Genomic DNA, 14,679 nt, shown 5'->3' with positions numbered 1-14,679 from the left:
AGGGGGTGAAAGAGGGAAAGAAGTTCTCAATCGACGCCGGCGAAGTCGTTTAGGTACTTCCGGCCGAATCGTTTTCTCACAAGGGCCGCGGGAACAGCCGCCTAATTGGGCACAGTTTGTTTTGTTTGTCCGAACGTGAGTTTTCGTAGAATCAGAAGCTTTCCGAATCAACGCCCGAGATTGAGACAATTGACGTGAAAACTGGATTTAACAAAATGGTATCCGTCTTTTCCGAGTATGAAGCTCTCGGCTGCAAGACGATGAAGAATGGGGCCAGGCTCTTTGGAAAGGTCCCGCACTTTGGTCAGCGAGCTTACCTCCACGCTACGTACCCACCATGTCCTGAGGAGGGGATTCGCAAAATTGAATCAGCGGTCGGAATGAAGTTGCCAACCCCGCTCAGACAGTTCTTGAGCTTGTCGAATGGGCTGGAAGTTTTCTTCGGGACTCTCTCGATTTTCGGGTGGCGAGAGAATTTCAAACGCACGGAGGAGGCGGTTCAGAGTCAGCCGTATTCGATCATTACGCCCAATACGGTGGAACGTCCCGCATGGCTTGGCGAGAAGTACTGGATCGTGGGTAGTTACAACTGGGATGGGTCACCGGTGTGTGTCGAAGAAGGAAGTCGGATTCGAGTACGCGATCCGGACAGCGGAGAGATTCTATCCGAATGGAAGACACTCAATGATTTTTTGAAATCGGAGGCTGTTCGACTTAGGAAGTTCTTCGATGATGACGGCAAAGAGATCGATGAAGACGCCAATACCCTTCCCGGCAATTAACGGGTGAGAATTCTAGAACTCCTCCTGCGTTGAATTGCAGCCGCAGAATACATAACCAACCACCCATCCACCTAGCCACCGACCGAACCCTTCCGTTTCTCTCCTCGCCTTGGAAGGGCTTTTGCACATGCAGGTCGAAATGTGGTCGCTTGATCGGATCAAGCCTTACGAAAAAAATCCTCGAATCAACGACGATGCGGTTGCTCCGGTCGTCCAGTCCATCAACGAATTCGGTTTTCGGCAACCGATCGTCGTGGATCCCGACGGCGTCATCATCGTCGGCCATACGCGTTGGAAAGCTGCCAAGCAGCTGAATCTCGCCGAGGTGCCGGTCCACGTGGCCACGGACCTAGAACCCGAAGCGGTAAAGGCCTACCGCATCGCCGACAACCGAACCGGCGAGAATGCCCAATGGGATTATGATCTTCTGCCACTCGAAATCGGTGAACTGCAGCATGCCGGATTCGATTGCGAACTACTCGGTTTCGACACGGATGAGTTGGCCAAGCTGCTCGATCCAGGGGTTGAACCGGGACTTACTGATCCCGACGATGTTCCCGAGCCTCCCGACGATCCAGTCACTCAACCGGGCGACCTTTGGCTTCTCGGCGATCACCGACTGCTATGCGGCGACTCGACCAGCGTCGAAGATTTGGATCGGCTGTTGAGCGGTGCAAAGATTCAACTTTGCAATACCGATCCGCCGTACAACGTGAAGGTCGAACCACGGAGCAAAAACGCGATCGCGGCCGGCAACAGCTCGTTCGAGGCGGGAAAGGGCAAATCGAAAGATGGTCCGAAGAAGATGCGAGCCAAGGACCGGCCGCTCGCGAACGACTTTGTTTCGGACGAAGAGTTCAACCGATTGCTCGAAGCCTGGTTCGGTAACATCGCTCGCGTCCTGGAACCCGGCCGGTGCTTCTACATTTGGGGAGGTTTTTCGAACATCGCGAACTATCCACCCGTGTTGGCCAAGGCCGGTTTGTATTTCTCGCAGGCCATCATCTGGGACAAGATGCATCCTGTCATGACGCGCAAAGATTTCATGGGCGCGCACGAATGGGCGTTTTATGGCTGGAAAGAAGGGGCCGGCCACAAGTTCTTCGGACCGAACAATGCGACGGACCTGTGGCACGTCAAGAAAATTCCGCCACAGCAATTGGAGCATCTCACCGGCAAGCCGGCAGAACTCGCCGTCATGGCGATGCAGTATTCATCGCGGCGCGGCGATAACGTTCTCGATCTGTTCGGCGGCAGCGGATCGACCTTGATCGGTGCCGAACAGACCGGCCGCAAGGCTTTCTTGATGGAACTCGACCCACCGTACTGCGACGTGATCGTGGATCGCTACCAGCGGTTTACCGGCAAAGCCGCCGTGCTCGAGCGGACTGGCGAGTCGCCGATTCCCGTCGGCGCTCGCGAGGAGAACATGCGATGAGCGGCGGCATCAGGTTCTTTGATGCGTCCACCGCCCTTCGCCGAGGAGATAGATGTGCTCAGCATTCAGATAGCGAGCTAGACGTGGCAGCTCGCCGGCGGAGTGTAGTACTTCGGTTGGCCGGTTGGTTGCAAAGTACTCGGGCTCGGCTGGCCGCGGCGATATTGATCGCAGTTCACCACCTTCGATCAACTCAAGTGCTTCGTCTGGATCAAGGTAGCCGCTTTCGAGGATCGGCATCACGTGATCGGGATACCCGTCGAAGTGCAAGTAGGTCGCGACGACCGTTTCGTCGGGCAATTGCAGAGCGATTACAGCGCGAGTGGACATGTTTCATTCTCCTGATTGGGTTTGGGGTGAGGCATCGATGCGTTGAACTTGGTCTGGCGGAATGGAGAGCATCAGCGATCGTCCGCCGTCCCAATCCACGTCGACTTGCGTCCAATCGCTTTGCGGATACACGGCGGCGACCGTTCCGATGGTGCCGGCGGGAATCGGGTCGGGGTCGTCCATCGAAAGCAAACGAATTCGGTCGCCCGCCTTGAGGTTGCAGTTGGGTTTCATCAGTTACGGACTCCGTTGGTTTCGTCGAGTAGCGTGGCGACCTCTGATAGCTGAGCGTTGATGAGATTGACCGCACGAACGTGATGCCATCGGAGGTCCTTGGAGTCGGGACGCTGCATGCGATCAAGTTGCAGCTCGATGTGCCGCAACAAGTCGCGAGCGATCTGATGACCGTTCTCGTATGCCGGGGCCGGCTCGATCGGCCGAGGCGTGAGGGTTTGAATTTTGCTCATCGTTGTTCTCCGTTTTCGTTGAGGAAGATTTCGGTTCCGTTCTCGAGTTCGACCTTGGTGGCACCGGCGCGTTTCGCATCGGCGACAATGGTTTGAACTGGCAGCGGTTCATCGACTTCGATTCGCCTGCCGTCGGCGAAGACAACTGTCGATCGCCAGCGTTGCGGTTGCAGGTTTGGCATTGGGTTCTCCATGTTCGTGGTAAGAAACGGCGTTCGCGTTAACACACATGAGCCATGCGCCGGCAAACACAGCAAGCGAACTTTGCAAAGCATGCGGAAAGATCCGCCATGTTTTTCGTCTTCGAGAAATCGCGGCCGTCGTTGCCGTGTGTGGCCTCGTGAAGTTGCGCGGCCAGGCAGCCGACCAACGACAAAACGCCCGACCGTGGCCAACGTCGGGCGTGTGTGGCGAAGTGTTCGCCGGGGGTGAAAAGGGTTGAAGCTAGAAGGAGAGGGGGACCAAGACGTGCGCGTTCCGGCCGACAACCGCGAACTCTTCACCGGCGGTTGTTCGGGCGATGATCATGTCGCCGCGTCGAACCAGGTGTTCCACCGTGCCGCGTTCAAATCGGTCGCCATTAGCGGTCCGCAGTTCGTACCCCATGTCGGGTTCCGGCGTTGCCGTTTCCCCTTCCGCAAGGTCCTCGATTTGTCGAACGTCTCCGATAAACATTTCACCGGCCTCCTATCCGCGAACCGTAAACCGGCCGCGTTCCGTCTTTACGAACCAGCTTTCGTCGCCTTTCGCCAAGTCACGAAGAATCGCCGAGTACAACGTCGCGTGCGGAGTCTTTCCGCCCGGGCTTTCCCAAAGGTTCTGGTCGACCATCGCGGTGATCATTTCTTGCGTGTTCATGGGTTCGCCGGCGGATTCCAAAACCAGCAAGGCGGCTTTGACGCACGAAAGCTTTTTCTCGCCGCCGGTGTTGGTTTCGGAATTCTTCTTGGCGACTCGCTTTTTTGCTCGCGTGGTGGGTTCCGAAGCCGCCTCGGTCGTCCGCGCTGGTCCTTGCAACCGACCGGCCGTCTTGATGCGGACCTTCTTATTCGTCGAAAGGTTCGTCGCGTCCCAGCCGCCCGAGGCGTTCTCCGCATCGATGCGTACGACCACTTTCTTGTTCGTGACCTTCGCGTAGTACTCACCACCGATCTTTACGTCTGCCTTCTTCATGTTTCCATCTCCCAATTCGTGTTCATGGTTGGCTGCCATCGTCAGGCCGCGGGAACCGCCCGCGACGACGCCGGCCCGATTCGTTCGAGGAAAGGGGCCGGCGTTTCGGCTTTCGGTTCACACCACCCCGCCAAGGTTGCTCTTGCGAAGCAGGTCGTACATTTGCAGGAAGAGAAAATGCTCGTCGAGCAGCGGGCCGGCGTGGCCACCTTGGTCGGCGTCGGCTTTCTCCAAAGCGTCGGCCAGCGGTTTCAAGTTGTCGGCAATGCGGTAGTAGCTTTCGCGAATGTCTTGGTAGGTCGCTGGATCAAGTTTTTGCATCGCACTGCGAAGGTCGGCGGTCTTGTTTTCTTTGGCCATGGTTTTGTCTCCGGTAGAAGGTCGTGGTTCTTGGTTCGCCCCGTCGGCGTTAACACACATGAGCCATGCGTTTCGCAGCACAGCAAGCGAAGTCCGAAAGGAATCTGCAATCTTTTTGCAGCTTTCGATCGGCCCGCGACGTTCGGCCGAGTTGCCGTCCAATGGGCATGCGGCAAAGCACTCGCAAACGAGAAAACGCCGCGACAGGTTGCGAACGTCGCGGCGTGTCGGGCAAGGAGAACAAGTGCCGATCAGTCTTCGTCCGAAGCGAAGTGCTTTTTCAACTCCGCCAGTTGTTCACAAAGATGGTTCAAGGATCCGACATGCCCCCAATCGATCGGGAACTCTTCGTTACCCGGTGCCGGCATGTCCTCGACGGTTTCGTGCAAATCCTCGAGCAAGGTCAAAGCTCGAATGTGCGCGGCTGCATAGGCGTTTTCCATTTTGTCTCGGTTCTTCATTGTTTATTCCTCAGTTCGTGAATAGAAAGGCCGGCGGCGCTCTATCGCGCCGCCGGCTTATTGGTTCGCGTTTAGCAATCGCGGCAGGTTTCCCATGCCCGCTTGCTGCCGTAGCAGATCTGGCCGCCTTCGACGATGTAGACCATCGCGTCTACGGCGACGTCTTGTTCGTCCGCGAATTCGTGTGGGTCGTCATGCTCCGCTTCGTTCATCTCCGCGCCGCTGGTTACGCCGGCGATGCGGTTTTCAAAGGGCCAGTTTTGTTGCGTCATCAATCGCACTTCGCAGTCTTCGCCGTGCTCGTCGCGGTACTCTTCTAGCAAGCCGATCAGTTCGCCAAGGGTCATGTTTGATTCTCCGTTGGGGTGATTGAAAAACCGTTTTCCGATGACACACATGAGCCATGCGGTTCCAAACACAGCAAGCGATTCCGGCCAGTAATTCACAGGCTTTTCGCAGGTTTATGGAGGCCGGCCGTGTCGCCCACATTCGCCGCGTGTCGCAACATGGCAAAAGCCGCGTCTACCTTTGGACCTTCCAAAACGTGGCCACCGAGGCCAACGTGTTCGCCACAAAACGGCGAAACGCCGCGTTCTACAACGCGGCGTTCTAAAATCCGTAGCGGTGGCGATCAAATTGCCTGGTCGTATTTGCGGGCCAAGTCAAGAAGCTTCTTTTTGACCGGGCGAAAGTCGCATCCGTTTTCGCCGGTGGTCAGTTCGCCGAATCGTTTGTTGCGAAGGTCGCCCTTGTACCAACCCTTCGTCCAACCCAGCCGGTAGAAGAGCCGGTTCAATTCCGTTTCCCCGTGGCCGGCGTCCGGTCGGTCCCAGCAAGACTTGGTTCCCGGTTTCTTGGCGTAGTCCCAACCCGCGCATCGTTTTTGGTTCATCGCAAGTTCGGCCAAGCCCAGGATCATTTGGATGTACCCGATCAGTTTCGTTTTGTTGAGCGTTCCGGCGAAGGCCCGAATCTCTATCCGTTGTCGGCCTCGGGCCAGGTGCGTCAGGTTCAAGAGGTGGTAGCGGTCGGCTTCGCAGCGTGTCTTCGCAGCATCTTTGTTGCCGTAAGTTTTGATTTGCTTCGCCCATTGGTTTCGTTCGCGTCGTCGCGTTCCGGTCGATGCGTAGATGGCGTTTTCATGGTTGGCGATCAAGGAAATCAGTCGGGCCAGGGCCGCTGCGTCGCCGTTCCAAGAAATGGTGATGTGCAGCCCGCAAGATTCGTTGACCCGAGCGCCGCGTTCCTTGATCGCGTCGACCGCGGTCTCGACGTTTTGCAAACCTTCGCGTCCGCGAAGGACCGGTGAAACAAACTCGCAAGGTTTACGTCCGGCCGGCGTCCGGATGCTGCCGTCGCGTTCGGCTTTCCACCCCGCCGGCAGCCAAGAAACCGGAAGGCCGTTGTGGTAGCCGCCGATCGGCGTGCGGTCGTTTCCGGGCATGTGGGTTTCGATTTCGATACCGAAGGCGATGTCGTTGGCGTGCATGTTTGGTGTCTCCGAAAAGCATGGAATTCGTTTTGCGTTGACACACATGAGCCATGCGTTTTGAGACACCTCAAGCGAAGTTTGAAAGTAATATTCCAGTAATCTGCAGCTTTCTTTTCGCGCCCACAGGCGGCCAGTTTTGGCCCCACGTCGCCGCCGAAAACATGCGGCCACTGACCGCAAACATGCACATGATCGCGACAGTCGCCGACGTGTTAGCGCAGTCGCAGTTTCCCCACGGAGCCCGCCATGGAAGGCAGTAACGAAGAACTGAACCCGAATGCGATGACTGCCGAACAGACGGCCGCCTTGTTCTCGAAGTTGCGCCGGCGAAGGGTTCCCGTTGCCGAAATTGAAGCGGACATCGAGGACGGCGCGCCGACCAACGGTTCGGACCGCTTGAACCTGTTGACCTACACCGCATGGATGTTGAAGGAGACCGGCCGTGGCGAATGACCCACGCAAACTGAAACCGAGCGAGTGCTGCCGGCTACTCAACTCGACGCTCCTCGGCACCGTGATCAACGAACGGCAGTTGCATCGGCACCGAGTGGAAGCAGGCAATCGCATCGGAGACGGCCGGCACGTTGATCTATTGGCTTACGCTGATTGGCTGCATGAGAAACGGCATGCACCGAAACTGGTTTCCGAAGTCGATCCGTACGCAAAACTCAAAGAGAGTGCCCGCGCGCGAAACGCCGCTATCGCTCTCGCCGGTCGCGACATCGGAGAATTGCCTCCGGTCGAAAATCCCGAACGCAAGGCGAAGGCTGCCGGTTCATTCCGAGCGTTCTGCGAGGCGTACTTTCGGTTGACCTTTCATCTTGAGTGGTCGCCGGACCACTTGAAGGTGATCAACAAGATTGAAGAAGCCGTCATTCGTGGCGGTCTCTTCTCGCTCGCCATGGCTCGTGGATCCGGCAAGAGCTCACTCGCCGAAGTCGCCTGCATCTGGGCGGTACTCAATGGCTATCGCGACTTCGTTTGTTTGATCGGCAGCGATGAAGGTCACGCCTGCGATATGCTCGATTCGATCAAAACCGAACTCGACAGCAACGAGGTGCTTGCCGCCGACTACCCAGAAGGCTGCTTTCCGATCCAAGCCCTCGACGGAATTGCCAACCGAGCGAATGGACAACTATTCAAGGGGAAGCGAACACAAATCGGATGGACGGCCAAAGAAATCGTCTTGCCAACCATCGCCGGAAGTGAAGCCAGTGGCGCGATCATCAAGGTCGCCGGTCTCACCGGTCGCATTCGAGGGATGAAATTCAAACGCCCCGACGGCAAGACCGTGCGACCATCTCTCGTAGTCCTCGACGATCCGCAAACGGACGAGTCCGCTCGATCGCTATCCCAATGCGCCAACCGTGAAGCGATCCTTGCCGGCGCGGTGCTTGGACTCGCTGGACCAGGCAAGAAGATCTCGGGCATCATGCCCTGCACAGTCATTCGTCCAGGCGACATGGCAGACAACATTCTCAATCGCGACTTGCACCCAGAATGGAACGGCGAGCGAACTCGCATGGTCAACGCCTTTCCGGCCAACGAAACGCTCTGGCAACGCTACGCCGAGATTCGCGCGGAAGGATTGCGGGCCGGCGACGGCGGAGCGGCCGGCACCGAGTTCTATCGTCAGAACCGTGAAGCGATGGACGCCGGCGCAGATGTCTCGTGGAAGGAGCGATTCAACCACGACGAGCTATCCGCGATCCAACACGCGATGAACTTGAGGCTTCAAGACGAAGCCGCCTTCTTCGCCGAATACCAGAATGAACCGCTGCCGGAAGAGACCGTCGGTGCCGATCAACTGAGCGCCGACCAAGTCGCTGCCAAGATCAACAACCTGCCTCGACGCCGAGTTCCAATCGCCGGCAACCATCTGACTGCGTTCATCGACGTCCAAGGCAAACTTTTGTTCTACGTCGTCGCCGCCTGGGAAGACGACTTCACCGGATACGTTGTTGACTATGGCACCTACCCCGATCAACAGCGAACCTACTTCACGCTACGCGACGCGCGGTACACATTGGCTACGGCCGCCAAGGGCACCGGACTCGAAGGCAGTATCTATGCTGGCCTTGAATCTTTGACGGAGGAGCTACTCGGTCGCGAGTGGCAACGCGACGACGGTGCAGCGATGAAGATCGGTCGCTGCTTGATTGATGCCAACTGGGGCCACTCGACCAACGTCGTCTACCAATTCTGCCGGCAAAGCTCCCACGCCTCGATCCTGTTGCCATCGCACGGGCGATTCGTGGGCGCCTCATCCAATCCCTTCAGCGAATACAAACGCCGGCCAGGTGATCGCGTCGGACTCAACTGGCGTGTTCCAACCATCAACGGAAAACGAGCCATCCGCCACGTGATCTACGACACGAACTGGTGGAAGTCATTCACACACGCGCGACTCGCAGTAGCCATGGGCGACCGAGGTTGCCTTTCCATCTTCGGCGATCGCCCCGACCAACACCGAATGTTTGCCGGGCAAGTCACTGCCGAGTACTACGTCCGCACCGAAGGCCGCGGCCGAACGGTCGATGAATGGAAAGTCCGCCCCGAACAAACCGACAACCACTGGCTCGACTGCCTCGTTGGCTCCGCCGTCGCCGCATCCATGCAGGGTGCGCTGCTCTTTGGAACGGATCTTTCGACACAGAAAGATCGCAAACGGCTGAGTTTTCGAGAACTGCAGCGCAGAAAGAGAAATTAAGCTCCGCTTGACGTACGGCTTTACGCATGTTTGAATGACTGTTCAATTGAACGGCCATGAGGGTATAAATAATGAAAGCTCCGCTTGATGTGCTTCTTGATGATTCGGGAGAGGATCCAAGCTGCGCGAGCGTACTCAAAGTGCTCGCGGACAACACTCGCTTAGCGGTGGTCGAACGGCTACTCAATGGCCCGTTAACGGTGACGGAGATCAACGAGACGCTCGGCGTGGAATCGACACTGCTTTCCCATCACCTGAAGGCACTGCGTGAAGCGAAACTGGTGACGCGAACCAGGCAAGGTCGCTATTCGGTGTATGCAGTTGCCCCGGAGTTAGTGGCACGTCGTAAAGGTCGCTCGATAGACCTAGGCTGCTGCAGAATTTCGTTTTCTTGATCTTCCTAGCTTGTTTACTTCCAGAGAATCGCCATGACACATCGCATCTTGACACTGTTCTTTGTCATAAATTTTGTCATCCTTGGTACCGTGGCTTTCGGCGAGATCACCGTTATCTCCCCGCAAGACGCCAATCAGCTGATTGAACAAACCGACGAGACTCGGCGGCCAATCGTTCTTGATACGCGAGGAGGATACAAAGACTACTTCCGCGGTCATTTGCCAACAGCTCACCACATCAATTTTGGAACGCTGCGTGGAACGGACAATGGCGTCCCGGTTCAGTACCTTCCCGATGATTTGACGGCCGCATTGCTTGTTCGTGCCGGCGTCGATAAAGATCGCACGCATTTGGTCTACGCGACCGGTGACGTACTTCCGAACGACGAGATATTGAGCGCGACAATGGTTGCGTATGTCTTGGAGAAATTCGGAGTGACAGACATTCGAATCGTTGATGGAGGACTGGCAGAGTGGAAGGCTCAAGGTCTTCCGGTCACTCAAAAGTACTTCGGGAACCCCGAAGGCGATCTGCCGACGGCGATGAACAAAGAAATTGGCGTGAACCTGGACAAACTGTTGAGCCGTAAAGACAAATCTGATGTGGTTCTTGTCGACGCCCGACCTCATAACGAATACATCGGCGAAGACGATATTTGGGTTCGCAAGGGTCACATCTCAGGTGCCATCAACTTTCACTGGGCTCGACTCATGGAAGAGGAGAACACCCACAAGTTTCTTCCGTACTCAATGGTCAAGTCAGACCTAGAGAAGGCAGGCTTGACGCCTGACAAGGAGATCATTGTCTATTGCGGGACATCACGAGAGGGCAGCTTGCTGCGATTCTATCTCCGGCACGTAGCGAAATTTCCAAACGTTCGCCTTTATGAAGGTTCATGGAAAGAATACGCGTCCCTTGAGCAATACCCGGCTGAGACAAAGTCAAACTAGATAGGCCCGCGCAGAACTTTGACAAACTGCCCTTTGATTCTGCTCCCAATAGGCTTCCCCTCGATGAAATCAATTATTGCAACTTCCTCTCTTTTTCTCCTGTGCTTGACGCTGGTCGGCTGCACATCATCTCCATCGACGCAAAGCGGCTCGAGCGAACTCTCCGGACAACTAACGCTCACCGGATCGAGCACGGTTGCTCCGCTGGCTACAGAAATCGCAAAGCGATTCGAGCAGCAGCATCCAAAGGTCCGTATCGACGTTCAGACGGGCGGTAGCGGAAAGGGTATCGCGGATGTGCGCCTAGGCGTGGCGGATATCGGCATGGCAAGTCGCCCCCTTGCGGCGGACGAGGCTGATCTCACCGCCCACAGAATTGCCGCCGATGGTGTGGGGCTGATCGTTCATGATTCCAATCCGATCAAAGAATTGTCGCAGGAACAAATCATTGCGATCTACACGGACAAGATCAACAACTGGAAAGAGGTCGGCGGGGAAGACAAGGAGATCACCGTCGTTCACAAAGCGGAAGGACGCGCAACACTGGAAGTATTCCTGAAGCATTTCGGAATCGAAAATCCGAGCGTGAAAGGCGACGTCATTGTTGGCGAGAACGAGCACGCCGTCAAAACAGTCGCCGGGACAGAGGGGGCCATCGGCTACGTTTCCATCGGCACGGCCGAAGCGGATATTGAATCAGGTGTTCGGATTCGATTATTGCCCCTTGATGCAGTGAAGGCGAATACGGAAAACGTGGCTAGCGGTGCCTTTCCAATGAGCCGGCCGTTAAACCTGGTCACTGCCAATTCTCCCTCACCGCTGGCCAGCACGTTCATTCAATTCTGTCAATCCGCCGACGTGCACGATCTAGTTAAGTCTCAGTACTTCGTGCCAATTACAAGCGAGTCTGCCGTTGCGAAGTGATCAATCTTTGACGATTATCACTCGCGCCTTGGCAGTCATTTCGGCGGCGATCGTATTGCTGATCGTTCTTTTTTTGTTGCGAGAGTCAACGCCGGCGCTACGGCAATTGGGTTGGTCTCGATTCTTTACCGATGCGAGTTGGCATCCGCTTTCGGGCCAGTTCAATTTGACGCCGATGATCGTGGCAACTCTTGTGACCAGTTCAGGAGCGATCGTGATCGCAGCGCCGCTGGGCATTGGCTCGGCCGTGTTTGTGAATTTCTACGCGCCGCGCCGACTGGCGGCTTGGCATCGCAGGCTGATTGAGTTGCTGGCGGGGATTCCTTCGGTTGTCTTTGGCTTGTGGGGACTGGTGGTGCTAGCGCCAATCATTGCCACGTTTGGCGGAAGCGGGCAAAACCTCCTAACGGCAACAATCGTTCTCGGACTGATGGTTCTGCCAACGGTTGCACTCCTGTCGGATACAGCAATCGCCGCTTTGCCACGAGAGTGGATTCAGGGGGCGGCGGCATTGGGCATGGGTCGATCTGCAATCGTTGGTTGGATTGTGTTGCCGGGCGCACGTCGGGGCATTGGCGGCGGAATCATCCTAGCACTCACCCGCGCGTTGGGCGAAACAATGGCTGTGCTCATGCTAGCCGGTAACATTGTGGAAATGCCCTCGTCGCTGCTTTCTCCTGGCAGAACGCTCAACGCAAATATTGCCTTGGAACTGGGCTACGCCTCGGCGGGTCATCGGTCCGTGTTATTCGTCAGCGGATTGATGCTGATGCTAGTAGTCAGCGTGATCGTCCTATTTGTCTCGCGTCGAGAGGGCACCCGGCGTGATGGATAGCGGCCCAGCAACCTCTAGAGCAATCGAAGTCCGGCACCACTGGCGTGAATTCTGCGTAGCGGTTGCTGTCTGGGTTGCTGCGACGTCAGTGATTTGCGTGTTAATCTGGATCCTGGCGGATATTGCGATTCGAGGTCTTGCTGAAGTCAATTTCGGTTTCTTGATAGAAGACGTCCAAGACGCGGGTCGAGTAGGCGGAATCGGGCCCATCATTCTATCCACCGGGCTGATTCTTTTGGTTTGTTTGGTCGTTGCGGTCCCGCTTTCCTTCGGCACCGCAATCGCATTGACCGAGCGACTTGATAAAGAATCATGGTTCGCACGCAATGTACGTCGCTCACTGGACGTATTGGCTGGCGTCCCGTCCATCGTGTTCGGCCTGTTTGGTAACGCATTCTTTGCGATTGCGCTTGGATTGGGATATTCGATACTTTCTGGCGGCTTGACGCTGGCCTGCATGGTATTGCCGATTTTGATTCGCACTTCGGAACAAGCAATTCGAGCTGTACCTGCCGAGTATCGTTATGCTGCTGCCGCTTTGGGTATGAAACGCACCACGATCTTATTCCGGGTTGTTTTGCCAGTTGCAATGCCGGCACTGGCTGCCGGCGTCGTGCTGAGTATCGGACGCGCCTTGGCAGAAACCGCTGCCCTTATATTCACCTCGGGATATGTCGCTCGCACTCCCGAATCGCTTCTTGATTCCGGACGTTCGCTGAGCGTACACATTTATGACCTCGCGATGAACGTTCCTGGAGGAGGATCGAAAGCGTACGCGACGGCGTGTGTACTGGTGGTGTTGTTACTCGCGATCAATGCGGCGACGGCACTATTGCTCCGGCTCGCTGGATTGCACAATCGAAGCACGACAGGAGGTTCGCTTTGATTACCACCGAAAACCTTTGCGTGTCGTATAACGGCCGTACCGTTCTTCGGGACGCGACGATTGAAGCAAAGCCAGGCTCAATCTTGGGCTTGGTAGGTCCCTCCGGATGTGGCAAAAGCAGCTTTCTTGCCGCACTCAATCGACTGACAGAGATCATCCCGGGTGCTAGCGTCAGTGGTCGCATTCAATTTGACGGACAAGACATCGACACTGCATTTCCATCTTCGGTCGAACTGCGTCGCCATATCGGCATGATCTTTCAAAAGCCGAACCCGTTTGCCATGTCGATTCGTCGCAATCTCGAGCTGCCCCTTCGGGAGCACGGAATCCACGATCGGCAGCATTTGGGGCAGATCTGTGAATCAGTTCTTAGAGATGTTGGATTGTGGGACGAGGTGAGCACGCGTCTTGACCAGTCGGCGCTCAATTTGTCGGGCGGCCAACAGCAGAGGCTTTGTATTGCCCGCGCCATTGCGATCAAGCCACAGGTATTGCTGATGGATGAACCGTGCAGTTCCTTGGATCCAATGTCGGCTGAGCGAGTTGAACAGTTGATCGACTCGATGCGAGGTCAATACACAATTCTGATCGTCACTCACAACTTGGCTCAAGCACGCCGACTGTCGGACCAGATCACAATCTTCTGGACGGAAGATGGCGTCGGTCGAATTATTGAGCAGGGCGACACTGAAACGGTATTTAATGAGACATCTAATGCAATTGTTGATTCGTACCTAACGGGTCGCAAGGGCTGAGTGAACGGGGCTCTATCGCTTAACGGCTAGCAAGTCGATAGAAGGTTATAATCCAGCCCAAAAAAAGTTGTCGCGACCGCAGTGTGAAAAACGGTGGAAGCGAACAAAGTCGTCTAATCGCGGCATAAGTAACCTGAGAACGGACAATGGTTCTCAGGAGCAGACGATGACGGAAAACCTCCACGACACAATTCGTGAGAACGCCTCCGGGCCGGCAAAGGCTTCGGGCGATGCCGGGTCGGTGGAACAGCACAAGCTGACCGACCAAATCGCGGCGGACAAACATCTCGCCGGCAAGCAGGCCGTTGCCAAGCCGCATCGCGGGCTTCGCTTCAACAAGATCGTGCCGCCGTCGGCGGCATGCAAATTGGCGAGAGCGACTGAGCTTCAACGGACCACAAAGACTTAAACGGCAACATAAGTTTTGGGAAAAACGAATACCTGTTTCGACTTTTGACTTCGAAAGTTGGAAGGTCTAGAGGTAACGGGAAGCATCAATTCCTCCTTTAGATCGTCTGATGACTGAAATCCTCGAAGATGAGATTCGCGAGAACGCGAAAGGGCCGGCGAAGGCTTCGGGCGATGCTGGGTCGGTGGAACAGCACAAGCTGACCGACCAAATCGCGGCTGACAAACATCTCGCCGGCAAGAGTGCCGTGACCAAGCCGCATCGCGGACTTCGCTTCAACAAGATCGTGCCACCATCGGCTGGCTGATCTT

Annotated in this window: 23 protein-coding genes and 1 other RNA gene; 13 read left to right on the top strand and 11 right to left on the bottom strand. The window is 56.1% G+C overall.

The window, feature by feature from the left end:
- The first annotated feature begins 215 nt into the window (after positions 1-215).
- Together FHS27_RS06520 and FHS27_RS06515 are read left to right on the top strand one after the other, a co-directional pair.
- Positions 216-782, top strand: coding sequence for an SMI1/KNR4 family protein (locus tag FHS27_RS06520; protein ID WP_184303300.1), 567 nt, complete (start codon positions 216-218; stop codon positions 780-782).
- A gap of 127 nt (positions 783-909) precedes the next feature.
- On the top strand, positions 910-2,220 hold the full coding sequence (locus tag FHS27_RS06515; protein ID WP_184303297.1) for a DNA modification methylase: 1,311 nt from the start codon (positions 910-912) through the stop codon (positions 2,218-2,220).
- 9 nt (positions 2,221-2,229) lie between these two features.
- Here the strand turns inward: FHS27_RS06515 and FHS27_RS06510 are convergent, their stop codons facing one another.
- From FHS27_RS06510 to FHS27_RS06465, 10 genes are all read right to left on the bottom strand, one after another.
- Entirely contained in the window at positions 2,230-2,550 is a 321-nt protein-coding gene (locus FHS27_RS06510) for a hypothetical protein (protein WP_184303294.1), read from the bottom strand.
- A gap of 3 nt (positions 2,551-2,553) precedes the next feature.
- On the bottom strand, positions 2,554-2,784 hold the full coding sequence (locus FHS27_RS06505; RefSeq protein WP_184303291.1) for a DUF4314 domain-containing protein: 231 nt from the start codon (positions 2,782-2,784) through the stop codon (positions 2,554-2,556).
- Complete coding sequence (locus tag FHS27_RS06500; RefSeq protein WP_184303287.1) at positions 2,784-3,017, bottom strand: hypothetical protein; 234 nt, start codon at positions 3,015-3,017, stop codon at positions 2,784-2,786. Before FHS27_RS06500 ends, FHS27_RS06505 begins: the two co-directional genes overlap by 1 nt.
- On the bottom strand, positions 3,014-3,199 hold the full coding sequence (locus FHS27_RS06495; RefSeq protein ID WP_184303284.1) for a hypothetical protein: 186 nt from the start codon (positions 3,197-3,199) through the stop codon (positions 3,014-3,016). Before FHS27_RS06495 ends, FHS27_RS06500 begins: the two co-directional genes overlap by 4 nt.
- Before the next feature lie 262 nt (positions 3,200-3,461).
- The gene (locus tag FHS27_RS06490; RefSeq protein WP_184303281.1) at positions 3,462-3,692 is read right to left on the bottom strand and encodes a hypothetical protein; all 231 of its coding nucleotides are present in this window, start codon (positions 3,690-3,692) and stop codon (positions 3,462-3,464) included.
- A 12-nt stretch (positions 3,693-3,704) separates the two neighbouring features.
- Positions 3,705-4,229: a winged helix-turn-helix domain-containing protein gene (locus tag FHS27_RS06485; protein ID WP_184303279.1), complete on the bottom strand. Its 525-nt coding sequence runs from the start codon at positions 4,227-4,229 to the stop codon at positions 3,705-3,707.
- An RNA gene (locus tag FHS27_RS06480) (hammerhead ribozyme type II) lies at positions 4,217-4,301 on the bottom strand. The genes FHS27_RS06485 and FHS27_RS06480 overlap by 13 nt, the downstream gene beginning before the upstream one ends.
- 6 nt (positions 4,302-4,307) lie before the next feature.
- Positions 4,308-4,550: a hypothetical protein gene (locus FHS27_RS06475; RefSeq protein WP_145215351.1), complete on the bottom strand. Its 243-nt coding sequence runs from the start codon at positions 4,548-4,550 to the stop codon at positions 4,308-4,310.
- A gap of 251 nt (positions 4,551-4,801) precedes the next feature.
- On the bottom strand, positions 4,802-5,011 hold the full coding sequence (locus FHS27_RS06470; protein WP_184303276.1) for a hypothetical protein: 210 nt from the start codon (positions 5,009-5,011) through the stop codon (positions 4,802-4,804).
- 71 nt (positions 5,012-5,082) lie between these two features.
- Positions 5,083-5,358, bottom strand: a complete 276-nt coding sequence (locus FHS27_RS06465; RefSeq protein ID WP_184303273.1) for a hypothetical protein — start codon at positions 5,356-5,358, stop codon at positions 5,083-5,085.
- Between the two features lie 56 nt (positions 5,359-5,414).
- Between FHS27_RS06465 and FHS27_RS06460 the strand changes: the two genes are divergently transcribed.
- On the top strand, positions 5,415-5,624 hold the full coding sequence (locus FHS27_RS06460; RefSeq protein ID WP_184303270.1) for a hypothetical protein: 210 nt from the start codon (positions 5,415-5,417) through the stop codon (positions 5,622-5,624).
- Positions 5,625-5,642: 18 nt separating this feature from the next.
- On the opposite strand, the gene FHS27_RS06455 is transcribed toward FHS27_RS06460, so the two are convergent.
- Positions 5,643-6,500, bottom strand: a complete 858-nt coding sequence (locus FHS27_RS06455) for an amidoligase family protein (protein ID WP_184303268.1) — start codon at positions 6,498-6,500, stop codon at positions 5,643-5,645.
- 249 nt (positions 6,501-6,749) lie between these two features.
- Between FHS27_RS06455 and FHS27_RS06450 the strand changes: the two genes are divergently transcribed.
- From FHS27_RS06450 to FHS27_RS06405, 10 genes are all read left to right on the top strand, one after another.
- Positions 6,750-6,956, top strand: coding sequence for a hypothetical protein (locus FHS27_RS06450; protein WP_184303266.1), 207 nt, complete (start codon positions 6,750-6,752; stop codon positions 6,954-6,956).
- The gene (locus FHS27_RS31530; protein ID WP_184303264.1) at positions 6,946-9,213 is read left to right on the top strand and encodes a terminase gpA endonuclease subunit; all 2,268 of its coding nucleotides are present in this window, start codon (positions 6,946-6,948) and stop codon (positions 9,211-9,213) included. Before FHS27_RS06450 ends, FHS27_RS31530 begins: the two co-directional genes overlap by 11 nt.
- Before the next feature lie 71 nt (positions 9,214-9,284).
- Positions 9,285-9,608, top strand: a complete 324-nt coding sequence (locus FHS27_RS06440) for an ArsR/SmtB family transcription factor (RefSeq protein ID WP_184303261.1) — start codon at positions 9,285-9,287, stop codon at positions 9,606-9,608.
- 33 nt (positions 9,609-9,641) lie between these two features.
- A complete protein-coding gene (locus tag FHS27_RS06435) occupies positions 9,642-10,559 on the top strand; it encodes a sulfurtransferase (protein ID WP_184303259.1) in 918 nt (305 codons plus the stop codon).
- Positions 10,560-10,622: 63 nt separating this feature from the next.
- Positions 10,623-11,483, top strand: coding sequence for a phosphate ABC transporter substrate-binding protein (locus FHS27_RS06430; RefSeq protein WP_184303257.1), 861 nt, complete (start codon positions 10,623-10,625; stop codon positions 11,481-11,483).
- Positions 11,484-11,490: 7 nt separating this feature from the next.
- Positions 11,491-12,318 (top strand): phosphate ABC transporter permease subunit PstC, encoded by an 828-nt coding sequence (pstC, locus tag FHS27_RS06425; RefSeq protein WP_221224911.1) that lies wholly within the window; start codon positions 11,491-11,493, stop codon positions 12,316-12,318.
- Positions 12,311-13,204: a phosphate ABC transporter permease PstA gene (gene pstA, locus FHS27_RS06420; RefSeq protein ID WP_184303252.1), complete on the top strand. Its 894-nt coding sequence runs from the start codon at positions 12,311-12,313 to the stop codon at positions 13,202-13,204. Before pstC ends, pstA begins: the two co-directional genes overlap by 8 nt.
- Positions 13,201-13,959: a phosphate ABC transporter ATP-binding protein gene (locus FHS27_RS06415; RefSeq protein WP_184303249.1), complete on the top strand. Its 759-nt coding sequence runs from the start codon at positions 13,201-13,203 to the stop codon at positions 13,957-13,959. Before pstA ends, FHS27_RS06415 begins: the two co-directional genes overlap by 4 nt.
- A 166-nt stretch (positions 13,960-14,125) precedes the next feature.
- Positions 14,126-14,368 carry a hypothetical protein gene (locus tag FHS27_RS06410; RefSeq protein WP_184303246.1) on the top strand — a complete coding sequence of 81 codons (243 nt, stop codon included), beginning with the start codon at positions 14,126-14,128 and terminating at the stop codon, positions 14,366-14,368.
- A gap of 109 nt (positions 14,369-14,477) precedes the next feature.
- Positions 14,478-14,675: a hypothetical protein gene (locus FHS27_RS06405; protein ID WP_184303243.1), complete on the top strand. Its 198-nt coding sequence runs from the start codon at positions 14,478-14,480 to the stop codon at positions 14,673-14,675.
- The last annotated feature ends 4 nt before the right edge of the window (positions 14,676-14,679 follow it).

Source organism: Aporhodopirellula rubra (genome assembly GCF_014192335.1).
GTDB lineage: Bacteria > Planctomycetota > Planctomycetia > Pirellulales > Pirellulaceae > Rhodopirellula > Rhodopirellula rubra.
This window is presented reverse-complemented; position numbering and strand designations above follow the sequence as displayed.

What these genes read in the sequence shown, in the direction of transcription:
- FHS27_RS06520 (WP_184303300.1), top strand. Translation starts at nt 216, where the DNA reads ATGGTATCCGTCTTTTCCGAGTATGAAGCTCTCGGCTGCAAGACGATG.
- FHS27_RS06515 (WP_184303297.1), top strand. Translation starts at nt 910, where the DNA reads ATGCAGGTCGAAATGTGGTCGCTTGATCGGATCAAGCCTTACGAAAAA.
- FHS27_RS06510 (WP_184303294.1), bottom strand. Translation starts at nt 2,550, where the DNA reads ATGTCCACTCGCGCTGTAATCGCTCTGCAATTGCCCGACGAAACGGTC.
- FHS27_RS06505 (WP_184303291.1), bottom strand. Translation starts at nt 2,784, where the DNA reads ATGAAACCCAACTGCAACCTCAAGGCGGGCGACCGAATTCGTTTGCTT.
- FHS27_RS06500 (WP_184303287.1), bottom strand. Translation starts at nt 3,017, where the DNA reads ATGAGCAAAATTCAAACCCTCACGCCTCGGCCGATCGAGCCGGCCCCG.
- FHS27_RS06495 (WP_184303284.1), bottom strand. Translation starts at nt 3,199, where the DNA reads ATGCCAAACCTGCAACCGCAACGCTGGCGATCGACAGTTGTCTTCGCC.
- FHS27_RS06490 (WP_184303281.1), bottom strand. Translation starts at nt 3,692, where the DNA reads ATGTTTATCGGAGACGTTCGACAAATCGAGGACCTTGCGGAAGGGGAA.
- FHS27_RS06485 (WP_184303279.1), bottom strand. Translation starts at nt 4,229, where the DNA reads ATGGCAGCCAACCATGAACACGAATTGGGAGATGGAAACATGAAGAAG.
- FHS27_RS06475 (WP_145215351.1), bottom strand. Translation starts at nt 4,550, where the DNA reads ATGGCCAAAGAAAACAAGACCGCCGACCTTCGCAGTGCGATGCAAAAA.
- FHS27_RS06470 (WP_184303276.1), bottom strand. Translation starts at nt 5,011, where the DNA reads ATGAAGAACCGAGACAAAATGGAAAACGCCTATGCAGCCGCGCACATT.
- FHS27_RS06465 (WP_184303273.1), bottom strand. Translation starts at nt 5,358, where the DNA reads ATGACCCTTGGCGAACTGATCGGCTTGCTAGAAGAGTACCGCGACGAG.
- FHS27_RS06460 (WP_184303270.1), top strand. Translation starts at nt 5,415, where the DNA reads ATGCGGTTCCAAACACAGCAAGCGATTCCGGCCAGTAATTCACAGGCT.
- FHS27_RS06455 (WP_184303268.1), bottom strand. Translation starts at nt 6,500, where the DNA reads ATGCACGCCAACGACATCGCCTTCGGTATCGAAATCGAAACCCACATG.
- FHS27_RS06450 (WP_184303266.1), top strand. Translation starts at nt 6,750, where the DNA reads ATGGAAGGCAGTAACGAAGAACTGAACCCGAATGCGATGACTGCCGAA.
- FHS27_RS06440 (WP_184303261.1), top strand. Translation starts at nt 9,285, where the DNA reads ATGAAAGCTCCGCTTGATGTGCTTCTTGATGATTCGGGAGAGGATCCA.
- FHS27_RS06435 (WP_184303259.1), top strand. Translation starts at nt 9,642, where the DNA reads ATGACACATCGCATCTTGACACTGTTCTTTGTCATAAATTTTGTCATC.
- FHS27_RS06430 (WP_184303257.1), top strand. Translation starts at nt 10,623, where the DNA reads ATGAAATCAATTATTGCAACTTCCTCTCTTTTTCTCCTGTGCTTGACG.
- pstA (WP_184303252.1), top strand. Translation starts at nt 12,311, where the DNA reads ATGGATAGCGGCCCAGCAACCTCTAGAGCAATCGAAGTCCGGCACCAC.
- FHS27_RS06410 (WP_184303246.1), top strand. Translation starts at nt 14,126, where the DNA reads ATGACGGAAAACCTCCACGACACAATTCGTGAGAACGCCTCCGGGCCG.
- FHS27_RS06405 (WP_184303243.1), top strand. Translation starts at nt 14,478, where the DNA reads ATGACTGAAATCCTCGAAGATGAGATTCGCGAGAACGCGAAAGGGCCG.